The organism is Bradyrhizobium sp. JR4.1, assembly GCF_040548605.1.
In the GTDB taxonomy this organism is placed as follows: Bacteria; Pseudomonadota; Alphaproteobacteria; order Rhizobiales; family Xanthobacteraceae; genus Bradyrhizobium; species Bradyrhizobium canariense.
In genome coordinates this window covers 118096-133427 of the sequence record NZ_JBEPRY010000013.1, presented here as the reverse complement: position 1 = coordinate 133427, position 15332 = coordinate 118096, and the positions used below count along the sequence as shown (strand labels likewise).

15 protein-coding genes are annotated in these 15332 nt (G+C 65.4%); 6 read left to right on the top strand and 9 right to left on the bottom strand.

Annotated elements, in window-relative coordinates; translation table 11 throughout:
- The first annotated feature begins 99 nt into the window (after positions 1 to 99).
- A complete protein-coding gene (locus tag ABIB90_RS24265) occupies positions 100 to 1164 on the top strand; it encodes an MBL fold metallo-hydrolase (RefSeq protein ID WP_354201521.1) in 1065 nt (354 codons plus the stop codon).
- A 196-nt stretch (positions 1165 to 1360) separates the two neighbouring features.
- On the opposite strand, the gene ABIB90_RS24260 is transcribed toward ABIB90_RS24265, so the two are convergent.
- Both ABIB90_RS24260 and ABIB90_RS24255 read right to left on the bottom strand, forming a co-directional pair.
- Positions 1361 to 2077, bottom strand: coding sequence for an SIMPL domain-containing protein (locus ABIB90_RS24260; RefSeq protein ID WP_354201520.1), 717 nt, complete (start codon positions 2075 to 2077; stop codon positions 1361 to 1363).
- A 5-nt stretch (positions 2078 to 2082) separates the two neighbouring features.
- Positions 2083 to 2832, bottom strand: a complete 750-nt coding sequence (locus tag ABIB90_RS24255; protein WP_083869895.1) for a GyrI-like domain-containing protein — start codon at positions 2830 to 2832, stop codon at positions 2083 to 2085.
- 220 nt (positions 2833 to 3052) lie between these two features.
- On the opposite strand from ABIB90_RS24255, the gene dapF reads away from it, so the two are divergent.
- Together dapF and mtaB are read left to right on the top strand one after the other, a co-directional pair.
- Positions 3053 to 3928, top strand: a complete 876-nt coding sequence (gene dapF, locus ABIB90_RS24250) for a diaminopimelate epimerase (protein WP_354201519.1) — start codon at positions 3053 to 3055, stop codon at positions 3926 to 3928.
- Positions 3928 to 5181, top strand: a complete 1254-nt coding sequence (gene mtaB, locus ABIB90_RS24245) for a tRNA (N(6)-L-threonylcarbamoyladenosine(37)-C(2))-methylthiotransferase MtaB (protein WP_354201518.1) — start codon at positions 3928 to 3930, stop codon at positions 5179 to 5181. Before dapF ends, mtaB begins: the two co-directional genes overlap by 1 nt.
- Positions 5182 to 5323: 142 nt before the next feature.
- Here the strand turns inward: mtaB and ABIB90_RS24240 are convergent, their stop codons facing one another.
- Entirely contained in the window at positions 5324 to 6433 is a 1110-nt protein-coding gene (locus ABIB90_RS24240; RefSeq protein WP_354201517.1) for a DUF2336 domain-containing protein, read from the bottom strand.
- A 229-nt stretch (positions 6434 to 6662) separates the two neighbouring features.
- A complete protein-coding gene (locus ABIB90_RS24235; RefSeq protein ID WP_354201516.1) occupies positions 6663 to 7364 on the bottom strand; it encodes an RluA family pseudouridine synthase in 702 nt (233 codons plus the stop codon).
- Between the two features lie 60 nt (positions 7365 to 7424).
- Here ABIB90_RS24235 and ftsY point away from each other — a divergent pair, with 60 nt between their 5' ends.
- A complete protein-coding gene (ftsY, locus tag ABIB90_RS24230; protein ID WP_354201515.1) occupies positions 7425 to 8372 on the top strand; it encodes a signal recognition particle-docking protein FtsY in 948 nt (315 codons plus the stop codon).
- Between the two features lie 3 nt (positions 8373 to 8375).
- Positions 8376 to 8978, top strand: coding sequence for a septation protein A (locus ABIB90_RS24225; RefSeq protein WP_007598838.1), 603 nt, complete (start codon positions 8376 to 8378; stop codon positions 8976 to 8978).
- Positions 8979 to 9126: 148 nt separating this feature from the next.
- Here the strand turns inward: ABIB90_RS24225 and ABIB90_RS24220 are convergent, their stop codons facing one another.
- From ABIB90_RS24220 to ccmA, 5 genes are all read right to left on the bottom strand, one after another.
- On the bottom strand, positions 9127 to 9723 hold the full coding sequence (locus ABIB90_RS24220) for a DsbE family thiol:disulfide interchange protein (protein WP_007598840.1): 597 nt from the start codon (positions 9721 to 9723) through the stop codon (positions 9127 to 9129).
- Positions 9724 to 9747: 24 nt separating this feature from the next.
- The gene (gene ccmD, locus ABIB90_RS24215) at positions 9748 to 9933 is read right to left on the bottom strand and encodes a heme exporter protein CcmD (protein WP_007598841.1); all 186 of its coding nucleotides are present in this window, start codon (positions 9931 to 9933) and stop codon (positions 9748 to 9750) included.
- Positions 9930 to 10718: a heme ABC transporter permease gene (locus tag ABIB90_RS24210; protein WP_007598843.1), complete on the bottom strand. Its 789-nt coding sequence runs from the start codon at positions 10716 to 10718 to the stop codon at positions 9930 to 9932. Before ABIB90_RS24210 ends, ccmD begins: the two co-directional genes overlap by 4 nt.
- Positions 10719 to 10809: 91 nt before the next feature.
- Positions 10810 to 11478, bottom strand: coding sequence for a heme exporter protein CcmB (gene ccmB, locus ABIB90_RS24205; RefSeq protein ID WP_007598845.1), 669 nt, complete (start codon positions 11476 to 11478; stop codon positions 10810 to 10812).
- 280 nt (positions 11479 to 11758) lie between these two features.
- Positions 11759 to 12361, bottom strand: coding sequence for a heme ABC exporter ATP-binding protein CcmA (gene ccmA, locus ABIB90_RS24200; protein ID WP_007598847.1), 603 nt, complete (start codon positions 12359 to 12361; stop codon positions 11759 to 11761).
- A gap of 242 nt (positions 12362 to 12603) precedes the next feature.
- Here ccmA and acnA point away from each other — a divergent pair, with 242 nt between their 5' ends.
- Positions 12604 to 15324, top strand: a complete 2721-nt coding sequence (acnA, locus tag ABIB90_RS24195; protein ID WP_354201513.1) for an aconitate hydratase AcnA — start codon at positions 12604 to 12606, stop codon at positions 15322 to 15324.
- Positions 15325 to 15332 lie beyond the last annotated feature (8 nt).

Genomic DNA, 15332 nt, shown 5'->3' with positions numbered 1-15332 from the left:
TTGAAAAGATGAACTTTCCTGCGGCGGGTTCCTTTTCCGCAGACCCCGCCCATATAGCGGTGATGTCCTGCCGCTCCGACCATCCCTGAAGCCAAATCCGTGCCGATCACCCGCCGCCGCCTTTTCGGACTGCTCGCCGGGGCCAGCGCATTGGTCGGCGTGCCCTCCCTTTGGATGTCCCGCATGAAAACCTATGACGGCCCGGTCTCCGACCATTTCGACGGACTGACCTTCTTCGATCCGGACGGCGCGCCGCCACGATCGCTTCGTGAGGTCCTGCGCTGGCAGTTCGGCGGCAAGCGGCAGCGCGCGACCTGGCCGGATTGGGCGCCGAGCCCCCTTGCCGATACCCCGCCGGCGCGCGTCGAGGGCGACAAGGTGCGGCTCTCCTTCGTCGGCCACGCCAGCTGGCTGATCCAGACCGGCGGCCTCAACATTCTCGTCGATCCGGTCTGGTCCTCGCGGGTCTCGCCCGTCAGCTTTGCCGGGCCGAAGCGGCACAACGATCCCGGCATTGCCTTCGACAAGCTGCCGAAAATCGATGCCGTGCTGGTCTCGCACGGCCATTACGATCATCTCGACATGGCGACGTTGTCGCGGCTCGCCAAGAATTTCGCCCCGCGTGTGGTGACCCCGCTCGGCAACGACGTCACGATGCGCAGCACCGATGCGACGATCAAGGTGGAAGCGTTCGACTGGCACGATCGCGTCGAGCTCGGCGGCGGCATCGCCGTGACGCTGGTGCCGACCCGGCACTGGTCGGCGCGCGGCATGTTCGATCGCAACAAGGCGCTGTGGGCGAGTTTCGTGCTGGAGACGCCTGCGGGGAAAATCTACGTCGTCTGCGATTCCGGCTATGGCGATGGCGGGCATTTCCGCCGCGTCGCCGACAAGCACGGGCCGCTCCGTCTGGCGATCCTCCCGATCGGCGCCTACGAGCCGCGCTGGTTCATGCGCGATCAGCACATGAACCCGGAAGACGCGGTGAAGGCGCTGGCGGATTGCGGCGCGCAAGCCGCGCTCGGGCATCACCACGGCACGTTTCAGCTGACCGATGAAGCAATCGATGCGCCGGCGCAGGCCTTGGTCGAGGCGCTCGACGCCGCGAAGGTTCCGCAGGAGCGGTTCGTGGCGATGAAGCCCGGGCAGGTGGTGGAGATCTGACTCCATCAAGCAAACAACCCGTCGTCCTGGACAAGCGAGCGGAGCGAGCGCTGATCCAGGACCCATTACCACAGGGAGTAGTTTGGCGAACAGTCGGGTTAGCTGCTTCGCGCTATAACCACGCCCTGGGGTAATGGGTCCTGGCTTTCGCCAGGACGACGCCTGAAATTGGCGCCGCAGCGTGCCTCTTGCGGCCTCACTGCCCCTGCTTGATCGCCCAGCTCACATTCACCGTCACCGCCAGCGTTTCCTCGCCGGGCGCAACGGCCGCGCCGCCTGCGGCCATCGGCGCTGCGGCCATGCGTCCCTTGAACAGCGGCATCGGAGCGCCGCCTTCGGACACACTCAGCGGCGCGCCGAGCGCGACGCCAGTGGCCTTGGCGTAGATCTCCGCTTTGCGGCGGGCGTCTGCGACAGCCTTCTCGCGGGCATCGTCGAGCAGTTTTGAGGCCTGCGTCACCTCGAAAGAGATGTTGCCGATATCGTTGGCGCCGGCGCCGACCAGTGTGTCGATGATGGCGGCGACCTTGGTCACGTCGCGGATCTTCACGGTGACGCGGTTTGAGGCGCGGAAGCCGACTACGGGCGAGGCGCCGGTGGATTTGTTCTGGCCGTATTGCGGCTGCAGCGACAGCCGCGAGGTCTGGTAATCCTTCTCGTCAATGCCTGCGCCCTTCAGCGCCAGCAGCACCTTGCCCATCGCGGCGTTGTTGGCGTCGGAGGCTTCCTTCGCGGATTTGGCGTCGTTGGCGACGCCGGCGTCGATCTGCGCCAGATCAGGCGCGGCGGAGATGGTGGCTTCGCCGCTCACCGAAATCGCTGACGGAAAATCGTTGGCGAGCGCAGGCGTTGCCGGCAGCGCGGCGGCAAAGGACGTAACGAGGGAGGTCAAAAGGATGGCTGGCTTTTTCATCGGTCTCATTTCAGCGGCACGAAAACATTGATCACGAGCTTGTCCTCCGCCGTCTTCAGGGGATCGGTGAGGTACTCCTCGATGAAGGTGTCCTTGGCTTCCAGCTTCTTGTCGTCGAGGTGATTGGTGATCGCCTCGTAGGTGTTGTCCATGTTGTCGTAGGAGCCGCGATGGACGAATTTCAACGCCTTGCCCTCCGGCGATTTGCCGACGCTCATGTCCTTCGGCAGGTTCTTCGGGTCCTGCTCGACCGGGATCTCGGCAAGGAAGGTGAATCCGGTGTCGTCCGTCGAGGTGTAGACGATCATCGAATTGCCGGCGTGCTTGATTCCCTGCTTGTCCAGCAACGTGTTCAGCGCCTTGAAGGCGTCGATCAGCGTGTCGAAGGCAGAGTCCCAATTGGCAGTGCCCTTGACCATCACGACCTTCTTGGGCTCGAGCGTGGTCTCCTGTCCGAAGGGATCGGCCGTCTGCACGGGAGCCGGCGTCGCGGCCGCAGCGGGCGGCGGGGCGGCCGGGCTCGGTGAGGCACTGGCTGCGGGCGAGGGCGAGGCGCTTGCCGCCGGCGACGGGGTGGCCACGGGTGCGGGTGAGGCACTTGCCGCGGGGGCGGGCGAGGCCGACGGAGCCGGCGAGGGGCTCGCTGATGCGGCCGGCGCCGGGCTCGGCGTTTGGGCCAGCGTGGCGGACAGATCAAACGACAAGGCCGCTGCCGGGATCAGCGCGGCTAAAGCGAGACGACGAAACCTGAACATTTTTATTCTCCCCAATAGCTTATCCGCCAAGGCCTTACGTCCCCGAGGCCTTAACCCGGCCGCATGTCCCGGATCGCGCGAATTTCGCCGTTCTAACACGCGAGCGCCGAATTCGTCCCATGACAGATGCGTCATGGCAGCCTCCTGGCTGTTGTCGGCAAATCACTGGCCAAGCCGGCCAAGGATCGCCATATAAGGCAGGCGAAATTCGGGAATTTTCATGAGCGCGCTGGCCAACCACGCATTTGCCAAGATGAACGGCATCGGCAACGAGATCGTCGTTGTCGACATGCGCGATTCCACCTCAAAGGTCACCCCGGACGATGCCCGCGCGGTGGCATCGGCGCGAGGCGGCGTGACCTACGACCAGCTCATGGTGCTGCAGAAGCCGCGCTTCGACGGCACCGAAGCCTTCATCAGCATCTACAACAGTGACGGCTCCGAGGCAGGCGCCTGCGGCAACGGTATGCGCTGCGTCGTCCGCCGCATCTTCGAGAAGACCGGCCAGACCAATGCAACGTTCGAGACGGCCGCGGGCCTGCTCAATGCCTGGCAGGGTCCGGCGCCCGATCTTTATACGGTGGACATGGGCGCGCCAAAATTCGGCTGGCAGGACATTCCGCTCGACCAGGAATTCCGGGACACCCGCTACATCGAGCTGCAGATCGGCCCGATCGACAATCCGATCCTGCATTCGCCCTCGGTGGTCAGCATGGGCAATCCGCATGCGATCTTCTGGGTCGATGACGTCAACGCCTACGACCTCGAGCGTTTCGGTCCGCTGCTGGAGAACCATCCGATCTTCCCGGAGCGCGCCAACATCACGCTCGCCCATATCGTCGATCCCCAGCACATCACGATCCGCACCTGGGAGCGCGGCGCCGGCCTGACCAGGGCCTGCGGCTCGGCCGCCTGTGCCACGGCGGTCGCGGCGGCGCGGCTGAAGCGCGCCGAGCGCAATGTCGAGATCACGCTGCCCGGCGGCAAGCTCGGGATCGAATGGCGCGAGCGCGACGATCACGTGCTGATGACGGGCACGGCGACCTTCGAATATGAAGGCAGTTTCGATCCCGCGCTGTTCGCGCCGGTCGGGTAATGACCGTCGACATCGTCACCTTCGGCTGCCGCCTCAATGCCTTCGAGGCCGAGGTGATCCGCCGCGAGGCCGAGGGCGCAGGCCTCTCCGATACCATCGTCATTAATAGCTGCGCCGTCACCAACGAGGCGGTGGCGCAGGCGAGGCAGTCGATCCGCAAATTGAAGCGCGAGCGGCCGGGAGCACGCATCGTCGTCACCGGTTGCGCGGCGCAGACGCAAAGCGGCATGTTTGCCGGGATGGCCGAAGTCGACCGCGTCGTCGGCAATGACGACAAGATGCGATCGTCCGCATGGCGCGAGGCGCGTGCGGCGTTCGATCTCGGTGCCAGCGAAAAAATCGCCGTCAGCGACATCATGGCGGTGAAAGAGATGGCGCCGCATCTCATCGACGGCTTTGCGAGCGGGCTGCCGCGCGTGTTCGTGCAGGTGCAGAACGGCTGCGACCATCGCTGCACCTTTTGCATCATTCCGTTCGGGCGCGGCAATTCGCGCTCTGTGCCGATGGGCGCGGTGGTCGATCAGGTCCGGGCATTGGTCGCGCGCGGCCATGCCGAGATCGTTCTGACCGGCGTCGATCTCACCAGTTACGGCACTGACCTGCCGGGCACGCCGAAACTCGGCCTGCTGACGAAGCAGATTTTGCGGCATGTGCCGGAGCTGAGGCGCCTGCGCATCTCCTCGATCGATTCGATCGAGGCGGACAGCGATCTGTTGGATGCCATCGCTGAAGATTCGCGGCTGATGCCGCATCTGCACCTGTCGCTGCAGTCCGGCGACGACATGATCTTGAAGCGCATGAAGCGGCGGCATACGCGCGGCGACGCCATCGCGTTTTGCGGCCAGATCCGTCGCCTGCGCCCGGATATCGCGCTGGGCGCCGATATCATTGCGGGCTTTCCGACCGAGACCGAGGAGATGTTCTCGCGTTCGCTCGATCTGGTCGAGGAATGCGGCCTGACCTTCCTCCACGTCTTCCCCTATTCGCCGCGTCCCGGCACGCCGGCCGCGCGAATGCCGCAGGTGGCGGGCGGTGCAATCAAGCAGCGGGCGAAACGGCTACGCTCGGCCGGTGAGGCTGCGCTTCTGCAGCGGCTGCAAGCCGAGATCGGCGCCGCGCGTGAGGTGCTGATCGAGAGCGACGGTCAGGGACGCACGGAGCATTATCTGCCGGTGGTGATTGCGGGCGAGCGTGTCGGCAGCGTCGTGCCGCTGCGGATCGCCGGTCGTGATGGCGCGCGGCTGACGGTGTAGCTCTCGAGACGCTGAACTTGCTCCGCCGTCGTCCTGGCGACGGCCAACTAGCAGTCTTCGCCAAACTGAATTCGGTGGTTATGGGTCCTGGCTTTCGCCAGGACGACGGCGGAATATTTGGCGCGCAGTGTCTCTAACGCGCCTACAACGCCCGCACCTGCCAGAACCGCAGCGTCCGCCGCGCATTCTCCGGGGTCATGCGCGCGTAGTTGCTTTGAGCCCTTGCGATATCGGCGGGCTTCATCGCGCCGCTCGCAAAGCGGCTTTCGAGCACGGCGGCGGTGGTTTCCCAGGTGAGCTGCGCCGCCTTGCATGGCACCAGCAGGCCGTCCTCGCGCAGGCTTTGCATCAGCGGGCGAATCACTTCGACGGTCGATCCCGACAATGCGGCCAATGCGGCCACCGCCTCTTCGTAGCGCCGCTGCGTGGCGAAGCCGAGCAGCGTCGCTTCGCTGAGCTGGCCGGTCGCCTTAAGGCCTGCGACGGCGCGCTTGGCACCTTCGAAATCGCGGACCCCCGACATCTCGCGCTCGATACCGACGGTGACGGCGGCGATCGCGGTCTGGATCTCCTCGAACAGATGCGGCGGCGCGCGCGACAACAGGCGGGTCCGCACGGCATCGCTCGCCGAGCGCAGCAATTGACGGCGCAGGTCTGACGGCAGATCGACGCGGACGCCGACGCTGACCGCGAGCTCGGGATCGGCCTCGGCTTGTCCGACGATGACAGCAAATCCGTTTCCGGACACGCGCGCGCCGGGATTGGCGGCGAGCCGCCGGCTGACGCTGGGATAGCGCCGCGCCAGCAATGCATCGGTGACGATCTCCTTCAGCCACCAACGTCCGGCGACCGCGAGCAGATGCGGCTCGCCCTTGGATGATGCGATCTGCACCAGCGCGCCATCGTCGAGGCGCGCGGATTCCTGCAGCACGGGACCGGCGATGCGGATTTCGTCATTGTTGGCGAGGCGGCGAATGACCGATGGCGGCGCCTGCGCGATCGGGGCGAGTTGCGCGCTGATCTCGGCGAGCGCAACGCGTGCGCCCATGTCGGCGATGGCGCGGAGCTCGATGGTGCCGATCAGGCGATCGAGCACGTCGTCGAACAGGGCGATCTGCTCGTCATCGAAACTGCCGGCGGAGGACAGGAACAGGTCGGTGACGCGGCGGGCTGTTGCCAGGCCCTTTTCCGCCGAGCCAGTCCGAAGCGCGGACTCGACCTCGTCGATGATCGATAATTCGGCCGTGGACATGACGCGCAGCTCGTCCTGAGCAGATTGACGGAAGCTTGTTCTAAGCAACCATTATCATTAGCGACGAGCACTGAACGTTTCGTAAACTATAGGGAGCGCGGCGGGCACTGCCCTCATCCTGAGGGGCCCGCAAAGCGGGCGTCTCGAAGGATGGCCGCGGGCGAGATGCGGGCCTGCATGGTTCGAGACGGCCGCTACGCGGCCTCCTCACCATGAGGGACTGACAGGATTATTCTCCGTTCCACCCGCAGGCCCGGAGCCGCTCGTGCATGTGGGGTGGGGCCGGCGCCACCACGCGGACCGGCTCCTTGTTCCGAGAGATCGGCACCACGATCTCGCGGGAATGCAGGTGTAGCTTCGGCTCGCCGAAGCGCGGGCCGTTGCCGTAAATGTTATCGCCGAAGATCGGCCAGCCGGTCGCGGACGCATGCACCCGCAATTGATGGGTCCGTCCGGTCACCGGTTCCATGGCGAGCCAGGTCAGGCCGTCGCCCCGGCCCATCACCTTCCAGTTGGTGATGGCCTTCTGGCCCTCGGGATCGGGCTTCTGCCACCAGCCGCGCTCGGCATTGAGCCGGCCGAGGGGCATGTCGATGGTGCCTTCGTCCTCAGTGGGGCCTCCCTCCACGATGGTCCAGTAGGTCTTGCCGACCTTGCCATGCTTGAACAGCAGGCCGAGCGACGCCGTCGCCTTGCGATGGCGGCCGAGCACGAGGCAACCGGAGGTGTCCTTGTCCAGCCGGTGGGCCAGCACCGGCGGCCGCGGCAAGCCGAAACGAAGCGCGTCGAAGGAGGTTTCCAGATTAGCGCCGCCCTTGGGTCCGCGATGCACCGGCAGGCCGGCCGGCTTGTCGATGACCAGCATCAATCCGTCGCGATGGAGCACGCGGCCTAAGATTTCCTCGGCGGTCAATTCGGGAACATCGAGCAATTGCAGGACTTTCGGTCAAGACTTTCGTTTGCGAGCCGGAACGGCTAACACACCGCCACCATGAACGATACCACCCCCGAGACCCCCAAGCTGAGCTGGTGGCGCCGCCTGTCCGACGGGCTGAAGCGCACCTCGTCCTCGCTCGGGACCGCGGTCGCCGACCTCGTCACCAAGCGCAAGCTCGACCGCGCCATGCTCGACGACATCGAGGACGTGCTGCTGCGCGCCGACCTCGGCACCTCGGTCGCGGTGCGGATCGCGGATGCGGTCGGCACCGGGCGCTACGACAAGGCGATCTCGGCGGACGAAGTCAAGGACGTCGTCGCGACCGAGGTCGAGAAGGTGCTGGCGGCGGTGGCGAAACCGCTCGAGATCGACGCCGGCAAGAAGCCGTTCGTCATCCTCGTGGTCGGCGTCAACGGCTCCGGCAAGACCACCACCATCGGGAAACTCTCGCAAAAATTCGTGTCCGAAGGCCGCAAGGTGATGCTGGCCGCCGGCGACACGTTTCGCGCCGCGGCGATCGAGCAGCTCAAGGTCTGGGGCGAGCGCACGAAGACGCCCGTCATATCAGGTGCGCAAGGCTCGGATTCGGCGAGCCTCGCCTTCAACGCGCTGACGGCGGCGAAGGAGCAGGCCACCGACGTGCTCCTGATCGACACCGCCGGGCGGCTTCAGAACAAGGCCGAGCTGATGAACGAGCTCGAAAAAGTCGTGCGCGTCATCCGCAAGGTGGACGCGACTGCGCCGCATGCGGTGCTGCTCGTTCTGGACGCCACCGTCGGCCAGAACGCGCTGTCGCAGGTCGAGGCCTTCCATCGCACCGCCGGCGTCACCGGCCTCGTGATGACGAAGCTCGACGGCACCGCCCGCGGCGGCATTCTGGTGGCGCTCGCGGAGAAATTCAAACTGCCGGTGCATTTCATCGGCGTCGGCGAAGGCGTCGACGATCTCGCGCCGTTCACCGCGCGCGATTTCGCCCGCGCGATTGCCGGAATCGAAAGCTGAAGAATGGACAAGACCCAGCCGCATCCGCTGTTCAAGCTCGCGACCGAGCTCGGCCCGCTGCTCGTGTTCTTCTTCGTGAATGCGAAGTTCAATCTGTTCGCCGCGACCGGCGCCTTCATGGTCGCGATCGTCGCGGCGATGATCGCCTCCTATGTCGTGACGCGCCACATCCCGATCATGGCGATCGTGACAGGCGTGATCGTGCTGGTGTTCGGCACGCTGACCCTGGTGCTGCACGACGAGACCTTCATCAAGCTCAAGCCAACCATCATCTACGCCCTGTTTGCCGCGATCCTCGGCGGCGGCCTGTTGTTCGGCCGCTCCTTCATCGCCGTGATGTTCGACCAGATGTTCAATCTGACGCCGCAGGGCTGGCGCATCCTGACGCTGCGCTGGGCGCTGTTCTTCGCCGGCATGGCGGTGCTGAACGAGATCGTCTGGCGCACCCAGAGCACCGACTTCTGGGTCAACTTCAAGGTGTTCGGCGTCACCCCGATCACGATGATCTTCGCCATTGCCCAGATGCCGCTGACCAAGCGCTATCACCTCGAGCCGGCGTCGCTGGAAGCGAGCGAGGCCGAGGCGGGGGATGTGCGGAAGGGGTGAGGGTCCCGTGTCCCGGACGCGCTGCAGCGTGAAACGCTGCTGCGCAGAGCCGGGACCCAGAAGGCAACGCGTCGCGCTGTGACATGGGCCCCGGCTCTGCAGCGCACCGCTCACGCGCTGCGCAGCGTCCGGGGCACGAGAGCGGCGATCAGCTCCCCGCCGCCTTCAACGCCTTCTCCATCTGCGGCAACAACACCGTCCGCAAATTCTCCGGCGTGATCGGTCCCACCAGCTTGTAGACGATGGTGCCTTCGCGACCGACGACAAAAGTCTCCGGCACGCCATAGACGCCCCATTCGATCGAGGCGCGGCCGTTGGCATCGACGCCGACGCGGCCGAACGGGTTGCCGTAGCGCCCCAGGAAGCGCCGCGCATTGTCGGCGGCATCCTTGTAGTTGATGCCGACGAGCTGGAAGCGCTTGTCTTTTGCCAGTTCGGTCAGCAGCGGCGCCTCGTCGTGGCACGGCACGCACCAGGACGCCCAGACATTGACGAGGCTGACCTTGCCCTTGAACGCGGCGGGATCGAGGCCGGGGATCTGCGCGTTGTCAGCCTGCAATCCCTCGAGCGGCGGCAGCATGGTTTGCGGCGCGGGGCGTCCGATCAGCGCGGAAGGGATTCGCGAGGGATCGCCACTGCCGAGCCGGAACCAGAACAACAGCGCCAGGCCGATGAAGGCGATCAGCGGCAGCACCATCAGGAAGGTGCGGCGCTGTGGCGGAGCGGACGTCGATTGCTCGCTCATGATTGCTCGCTCATTCTCGATCTCTCATGGCCGATCCGTCGCGCTACGGCCGGAGCGGCGGGTCACGCCGCTGCGCTCGAGCTCGCGCAGGCGCTGTGTCTGGCTGCGATAATCGAGCACGATCCAGCCGATCAGGATCACGACCACGAGGGCGGCCGCGGCATAGGATGTCACGATGAAGGGCGCGTAGGGACCGAGCGACATGATCATGCAGCCCCGACTTCTTTTGACGTGCTGCCCTCACGCGAGCCGGTGCCGATTTCTGAAAACGCCACACGGCTCGCCTGCATCATTTGCAGCGAGCGGACGCGGCGGCGCAAAATCTCGTTGCGCATCGCCGCGATGTGCAGCGTGACGAACAGCAGGGTGAACGCGACCGCCATCACCAGCAGCGGAATCAGAAACGATCTGTCGAGCGACGAGCCGCCCATCCGCATCACTGACGCCGGCTGGTGCAGCGTGTTCCACCAGTCGACTGAGAACTTGATGATGGGCAGGTTGAGCGCGCCGACCAGCGTCAGCACGGCGGCGGCGCGAGCCGCGCGGGAGGGATCGTCGACCGCGCGCCACAGCGCCATCAGGCCGAGATACATCAGGAACAGGATCAGCACCGAGGTCAGCCGCGCGTCCCATTCCCAATAGGTGCCCCACATCGGCCGGCCCCACAGCGAGCCCGTCAGCAGCGCAAGGAAGGTGAAGGCGGCGCCGATCGGAGCTGCCGCTTTGGCGGCGACGTCGGCGAGCGGATGTCGCCACACCAGCGTGCCCAGCGAGGCGATGCTCATCACGCCCCACACGAACATCGACAGCCAGGCATTGGGCACGTGGATGAACATGATCTTCACCGTCGCGCCCTGCTGATAATCGTCGGGCGCGGTGGCGGACTGATAGAGCCCAATCGCGAGCAGGATGATTGTCGCAGCCGCAAGCCATGGCAACAGCCGCGCCGTCAGCGCGAGGAACCGTGTGGGGTTGGCGAGGTCGATCAGCGTCATGGTATCCTGATAATCACAGGTAAGCGCTCACGCAATCAGCACGAATGTCCGCAGCGAAAGTTGATCGGGGTCAAGGTCAGTCCAGTCCATCTCAATCCAGTCCATGTTTCAGGCTCGCCGCGGCCGCGAAGGGGCCGATCACGAGGCTGACCAGCGACAGCGCACACAGGATCGAGAACGGAGCGCCGAACGTCATGGGGCCGACGATCACCGCCTGCGAGGCCGCGACCCCGAAGATCAGCACCGGGATCGACAGCGGCAGCACCAGGACGGCCATCAATAATCCGCCACGATGCAGCGTCACCGCCAGCGCCGCGCCGATCATCCCGGTGAACGTCAGCGCCGGGGTGCCGGCGAGCAGCGTCAGCGCCACCGCGCCGGTCGCCACCATGTCGAGGTTGAGCAGCAGGCCGAGCACGGGGGTTGCGACGATCAGCGGCAGGCCGGCGGCCAGCCAATGCGCCAGCGCCTTTGCCGCGCAGGCGAGTTCCAGCGGGGTCCGGCTCATCGTGATCAGGTCGAGCGAGCCGTCCTCGTGGTCGGCCATGAACAGCCGGTCCAGGGTGAGCAGGCTCGCCAGCAGCGCCCCCAGCCACAGGATCGCCGGCCCGAGCCGCGACAGCAGTGCCAGATCCGGCCCCACCGCAAACGGCATCAGCACCACCACGGTCAGGAAGAACAGCACGCCAATCAATGCCCCGCCGCCGACGCGGAGCGCAATCCGGATGTCCCGGCGGATCAGGGCAGACAGGGCGGTCATGGGGTGGCTCTTTCCACTGCGAGACGGCCATAAGAGCTCGGCTGGTGCCCAGGGAAAACTGCGCTCCCTCCCCCCTTGTGGGGGAGGGCGGGGGAGAGGGGTGGCCCCGGGAGAGATGCGGATCGTTCGCGCGCGGCCAGCAACAGATAGCCCGTTTTTCCAGCGCTTGATCCGAGAAAGTGTCGCCCGCCGCACCCCCCTCCCTGACCCTCCCCCACAAGGGGGGAGGGAACGGAGAGAGCGGCACCCCGCCGCTCGGAAAACTGAGGGTCCATCGGAATCACACCGCACCCCCGATCCGCAGCTCCCGCGAATCGATCCCGAGGGGGGCGTGGGTGGCGGCGACGATCAGGCCGCCGCGCGCCAAGTGCTCGCGCATCAATCCGGAAAACATGTCCTGGCCCGCGACATCCAGCGCCGTGGTCGGCTCGTCCAAGAGCCAGACCGGCCGGCGGACGGTCAGCAGGCGGGCCAGCGAGAGCCGGCGGCGCTGGCCTGCGGACAGGAAGGCGGCGGGCAGATCGGCGGCATGGTCGAGCCCGACGGTGGCGAGGCTCTCGCCGGCGTCGAAACGCTCGCCGCCCAAGAAATCGGCCCAGAACGTCAGATTCTCCGCCACGCTCAGGGCTGGCTTCAGGGCGTCGCGATGACCGAGATAATGGCATTGCTCCGGCAATGTCAGCTCGGCGTCACCTCCGTGCAGCGCGATCGTGCCGCCCGCCGGAATGAGCAGGCCCGCGATCAGCCGCAGCAGCGAGGTCTTGCCCGATCCGTTGCGGCCGACGACCGCCACGGCTTCGCCGGAGCCGGCCCCGAAATCGAGCCCGGCAAACACCTCGCGGCCGCCCCGCACGCATGTGACCCCATGTCCGGAAAGCTGCATCTCGCCTCGTACCAACCCGCTCAACGTCAGGCCTCAGGAAAACTTGGGGTAGCGTATGGGAATTTTTGGCTCGCGGATTGCCGCGGCACGTTTGTGGCTGTGGCGGCGCGGTTAGAAAGCTTCTATAAGCCCGGAACTACTTGATGCAGCAACTCAACCTGCCCCTGCAAGCGACTCAGCCTGCCTACGCTGACGGTGTTAAAATACCCTGCCGGGTATAACTAACAATTGGGATTTCCTACATGACCTCGCTCGACAGCTTCAAATGCAAAAAGACCCTCAAGGTCGGCGCCAAGACTTATGTCTATTACAGCCTGCCCACGGCCGAGAAGAATGGTCTGAAGGGAATTTCGAAACTCCCCTATTCGATGAAGGTCTTGCTCGAGAACCTGCTCCGCAACGAGGACGGCCGCTCGGTCAAGAAGGAAGACATCGTCGCGGTGTCGAAGTGGCTGCGCAAGAAGTCGCTGGAGCATGAGATCGCCTTCCGCCCGGCGCGCGTGCTGATGCAGGACTTCACCGGCGTCCCCGCCGTGGTCGATCTCGCCGCGATGCGCAACGCGATGCAGAAGCTTGGCGGCGATGCCGAGAAGATCAATCCGCTGGTGCCGGTCGACCTCGTCATCGACCACTCCGTGATCGTGAACTTCTTCGGTGACAACAAGGCGTTCGGCAAGAACGTCACCGAGGAATACAAGCAGAACCAGGAACGCTACGAGTTCCTGAAATGGGGCCAGAAGGCGTTCTCGAACTTCTCCGTCGTGCCGCCCGGCACCGGCATCTGCCACCAGGTCAATCTCGAATATCTCTCCCAGACGGTCTGGACCAAGAAGGAGAAGATGACGGTCGGCAAGAAGACCGGCACCTTCGAGGTCGCCTATCCCGACTCGCTGGTCGGCACCGATTCCCACACCACCATGGTCAACGGTCTCGCCGTGCTCGGCTGGGGCGTCGGCGGCATCGAGGCCGAAGCCTGCATGCTCGGCCAGCCGCTGTCGATGCTGCTGCCCAACGTCGTCGGCTTCAAGCTGAAGGGCGCGATGAAGGAAGGCGTCACCGCGACCGACCTCGTGCTGACGGTGACGCAGATGCTGCGCAAGCTCGGCGTTGTCGGCAAGTTCGTCGAGTTCTTCGGCCCCGGCCTCGACCATCTCTCGGTCGCCGACAAGGCGACCATCGCCAACATGGCGCCCGAATATGGCGCGACCTGCGGCTTCTTCCCGGTCGACGCCGCCGCGCTCGATTATCTCAAGACCTCCGGCCGCGCCTCGGCGCGCGTCGCGCTGGTGCAGGCCTATGCGAAGGCGCAAGGGCTGTTCCGCACCGCCAAGTCGGCCGATCCGGTGTTCACGGAGACGCTGACGCTCGACCTCGGTGACGTCGTGCCGTCGATGGCCGGTCCGAAGCGCCCCGAAGGCCGCATTGCGCTGCCGTCCGTGGCCGAGGGCTTCTCGCTCGCGCTCGCCAGCGAATACAAGAAGGCCGAGGAGCCGGCGAAGCGCTTTGCCGTCGAGGGCAAGAAGTTCGACATCGGCCATGGCGACGTCGTGATCGCCGCGATCACCTCCTGCACGAACACCTCGAACCCGAGCGTGCTGATCGGCGCCGGTCTGCTGGCGCGCAACGCCGCCGCGAAGGGCCTCAAGGCAAAGCCGTGGGTGAAGACTTCGCTCGCCCCGGGCAGCCAGGTGGTGGCGGCCTATCTCGCCGATTCCGGTCTCCAGGCCGATCTCGACAAGGTCGGCTTCAACCTGGTCGGTTTCGGCTGCACCACCTGCATCGGCAATTCCGGTCCGCTGCCCGAGGAGATCTCGAAGTCGATCAACGACAACGGCATCGTCGCGGCTGCCGTGCTCTCCGGTAACCGCAACTTCGAAGGCCGCGTCTCGCCGGACGTGCAGGCGAACTATCTGGCCTCGCCGCCGCTCGTGGTCGCCCACGCGCTCGCGGGCACCGTCACCAAGAACCTCGCTATCGAACCGCTCGGTGAAGGCAAGGACGGCAAGCCGGTCTACCTGAAGGACATCTGGCCGACGACGAAGGAGATCAACGCCTTCATGAAGAAGTTCGTGACCGCGTCGATCTTCAAGAAGAAGTATGCCGACGTGTTCAAGGGCGACACCAACTGGCGCAAGATCAAGACGGTCGAGAGCGAGACCTATCGTTGGAACATGAGCTCGACCTATGTGCAGAACCCGCCCTATTTCGAAGGCATGAAGAAGGAGCCGGAGCCGGTCACCGACATCGTCGAGGCCCGCATCCTCGCCATGTTCGGCGACAAGATCACCACCGACCACATCTCGCCGGCCGGTTCGATCAAGCTCACCTCGCCCGCCGGCAAATATCTCAGCGAACACCAGGTACGTCCGGCCGACTTCAACCAGTACGGCACGCGGCGCGGCAACCATGAAGTCATGATGCGCGGCACCTTCGCCAATATCCGCATCAAGAACTTCATGCTCAAGGGCGCGGATGGAAATATCCCTGAGGGCGGTCTGACAAAACACTGGCCAGACGGCGAGCAGATGTCGATCTACGACGCCGCGATGAAGTACCAGCAGGAGCAGGTGCCGCTGGTGGTGTTCGCCGGCGCCGAATACGGCAACGGCTCCTCGCGCGACTGGGCCGCGAAGGGCACGCGTCTGCTCGGCGTGCGCGCCGTGATCTGCCAGAGCTTCGAGCGCATCCACCGCTCCAACCTGGTCGGCATGGGCGTGCTGCCGCTGACGTTCGAGGACGGCACCTCCTGGTCGTCGCTCGGTCTGAAGGGCGACGAGAAGGTCACGCTGCGCGGCCTCGTCGGCGAGCTCAAGCCGCGCCAGAAGCTGACCGCGGAGATCGTCTCCGGCGACGGTTCGCTGCAGCGCGTTTCGCTGCTCTGCCGCATCGATACGCTGGACGAGCTGGAATACTACCGCAACGGCGGCATCTTGCACTACGTGCTGCGCAAGCTCGCGGCGTAAGCGCGGAC

Excerpts from the sequence above, each read along its gene's own strand:
- ftsY (WP_354201515.1), top strand. The coding sequence starts at position 7,425 with ATGAACGATACCACCCCCGAGACCCCCAAGCTGAGCTGGTGGCGCCGC.
- mtaB (WP_354201518.1), top strand. The coding sequence starts at position 3,928 with ATGACCGTCGACATCGTCACCTTCGGCTGCCGCCTCAATGCCTTCGAG.
- ABIB90_RS24255 (WP_083869895.1), bottom strand. The coding sequence starts at position 2,832 with ATGTTCAGGTTTCGTCGTCTCGCTTTAGCCGCGCTGATCCCGGCAGCG.
- dapF (WP_354201519.1), top strand. The coding sequence starts at position 3,053 with ATGAGCGCGCTGGCCAACCACGCATTTGCCAAGATGAACGGCATCGGC.
- ABIB90_RS24240 (WP_354201517.1), bottom strand. The coding sequence starts at position 6,433 with ATGTCCACGGCCGAATTATCGATCATCGACGAGGTCGAGTCCGCGCTT.
- ccmD (WP_007598841.1), bottom strand. The coding sequence starts at position 9,933 with ATGATCATGTCGCTCGGTCCCTACGCGCCCTTCATCGTGACATCCTAT.
- acnA (WP_354201513.1), top strand. The coding sequence starts at position 12,604 with ATGACCTCGCTCGACAGCTTCAAATGCAAAAAGACCCTCAAGGTCGGC.
- ABIB90_RS24220 (WP_007598840.1), bottom strand. The coding sequence starts at position 9,723 with ATGAGCGAGCAATCGACGTCCGCTCCGCCACAGCGCCGCACCTTCCTG.
- ABIB90_RS24260 (WP_354201520.1), bottom strand. The coding sequence starts at position 2,077 with ATGAAAAAGCCAGCCATCCTTTTGACCTCCCTCGTTACGTCCTTTGCC.
- ABIB90_RS24210 (WP_007598843.1), bottom strand. The coding sequence starts at position 10,718 with ATGACGCTGATCGACCTCGCCAACCCCACACGGTTCCTCGCGCTGACG.
- ABIB90_RS24225 (WP_007598838.1), top strand. The coding sequence starts at position 8,376 with ATGGACAAGACCCAGCCGCATCCGCTGTTCAAGCTCGCGACCGAGCTC.
- ccmB (WP_007598845.1), bottom strand. The coding sequence starts at position 11,478 with ATGACCGCCCTGTCTGCCCTGATCCGCCGGGACATCCGGATTGCGCTC.
- ccmA (WP_007598847.1), bottom strand. The coding sequence starts at position 12,361 with ATGCAGCTTTCCGGACATGGGGTCACATGCGTGCGGGGCGGCCGCGAG.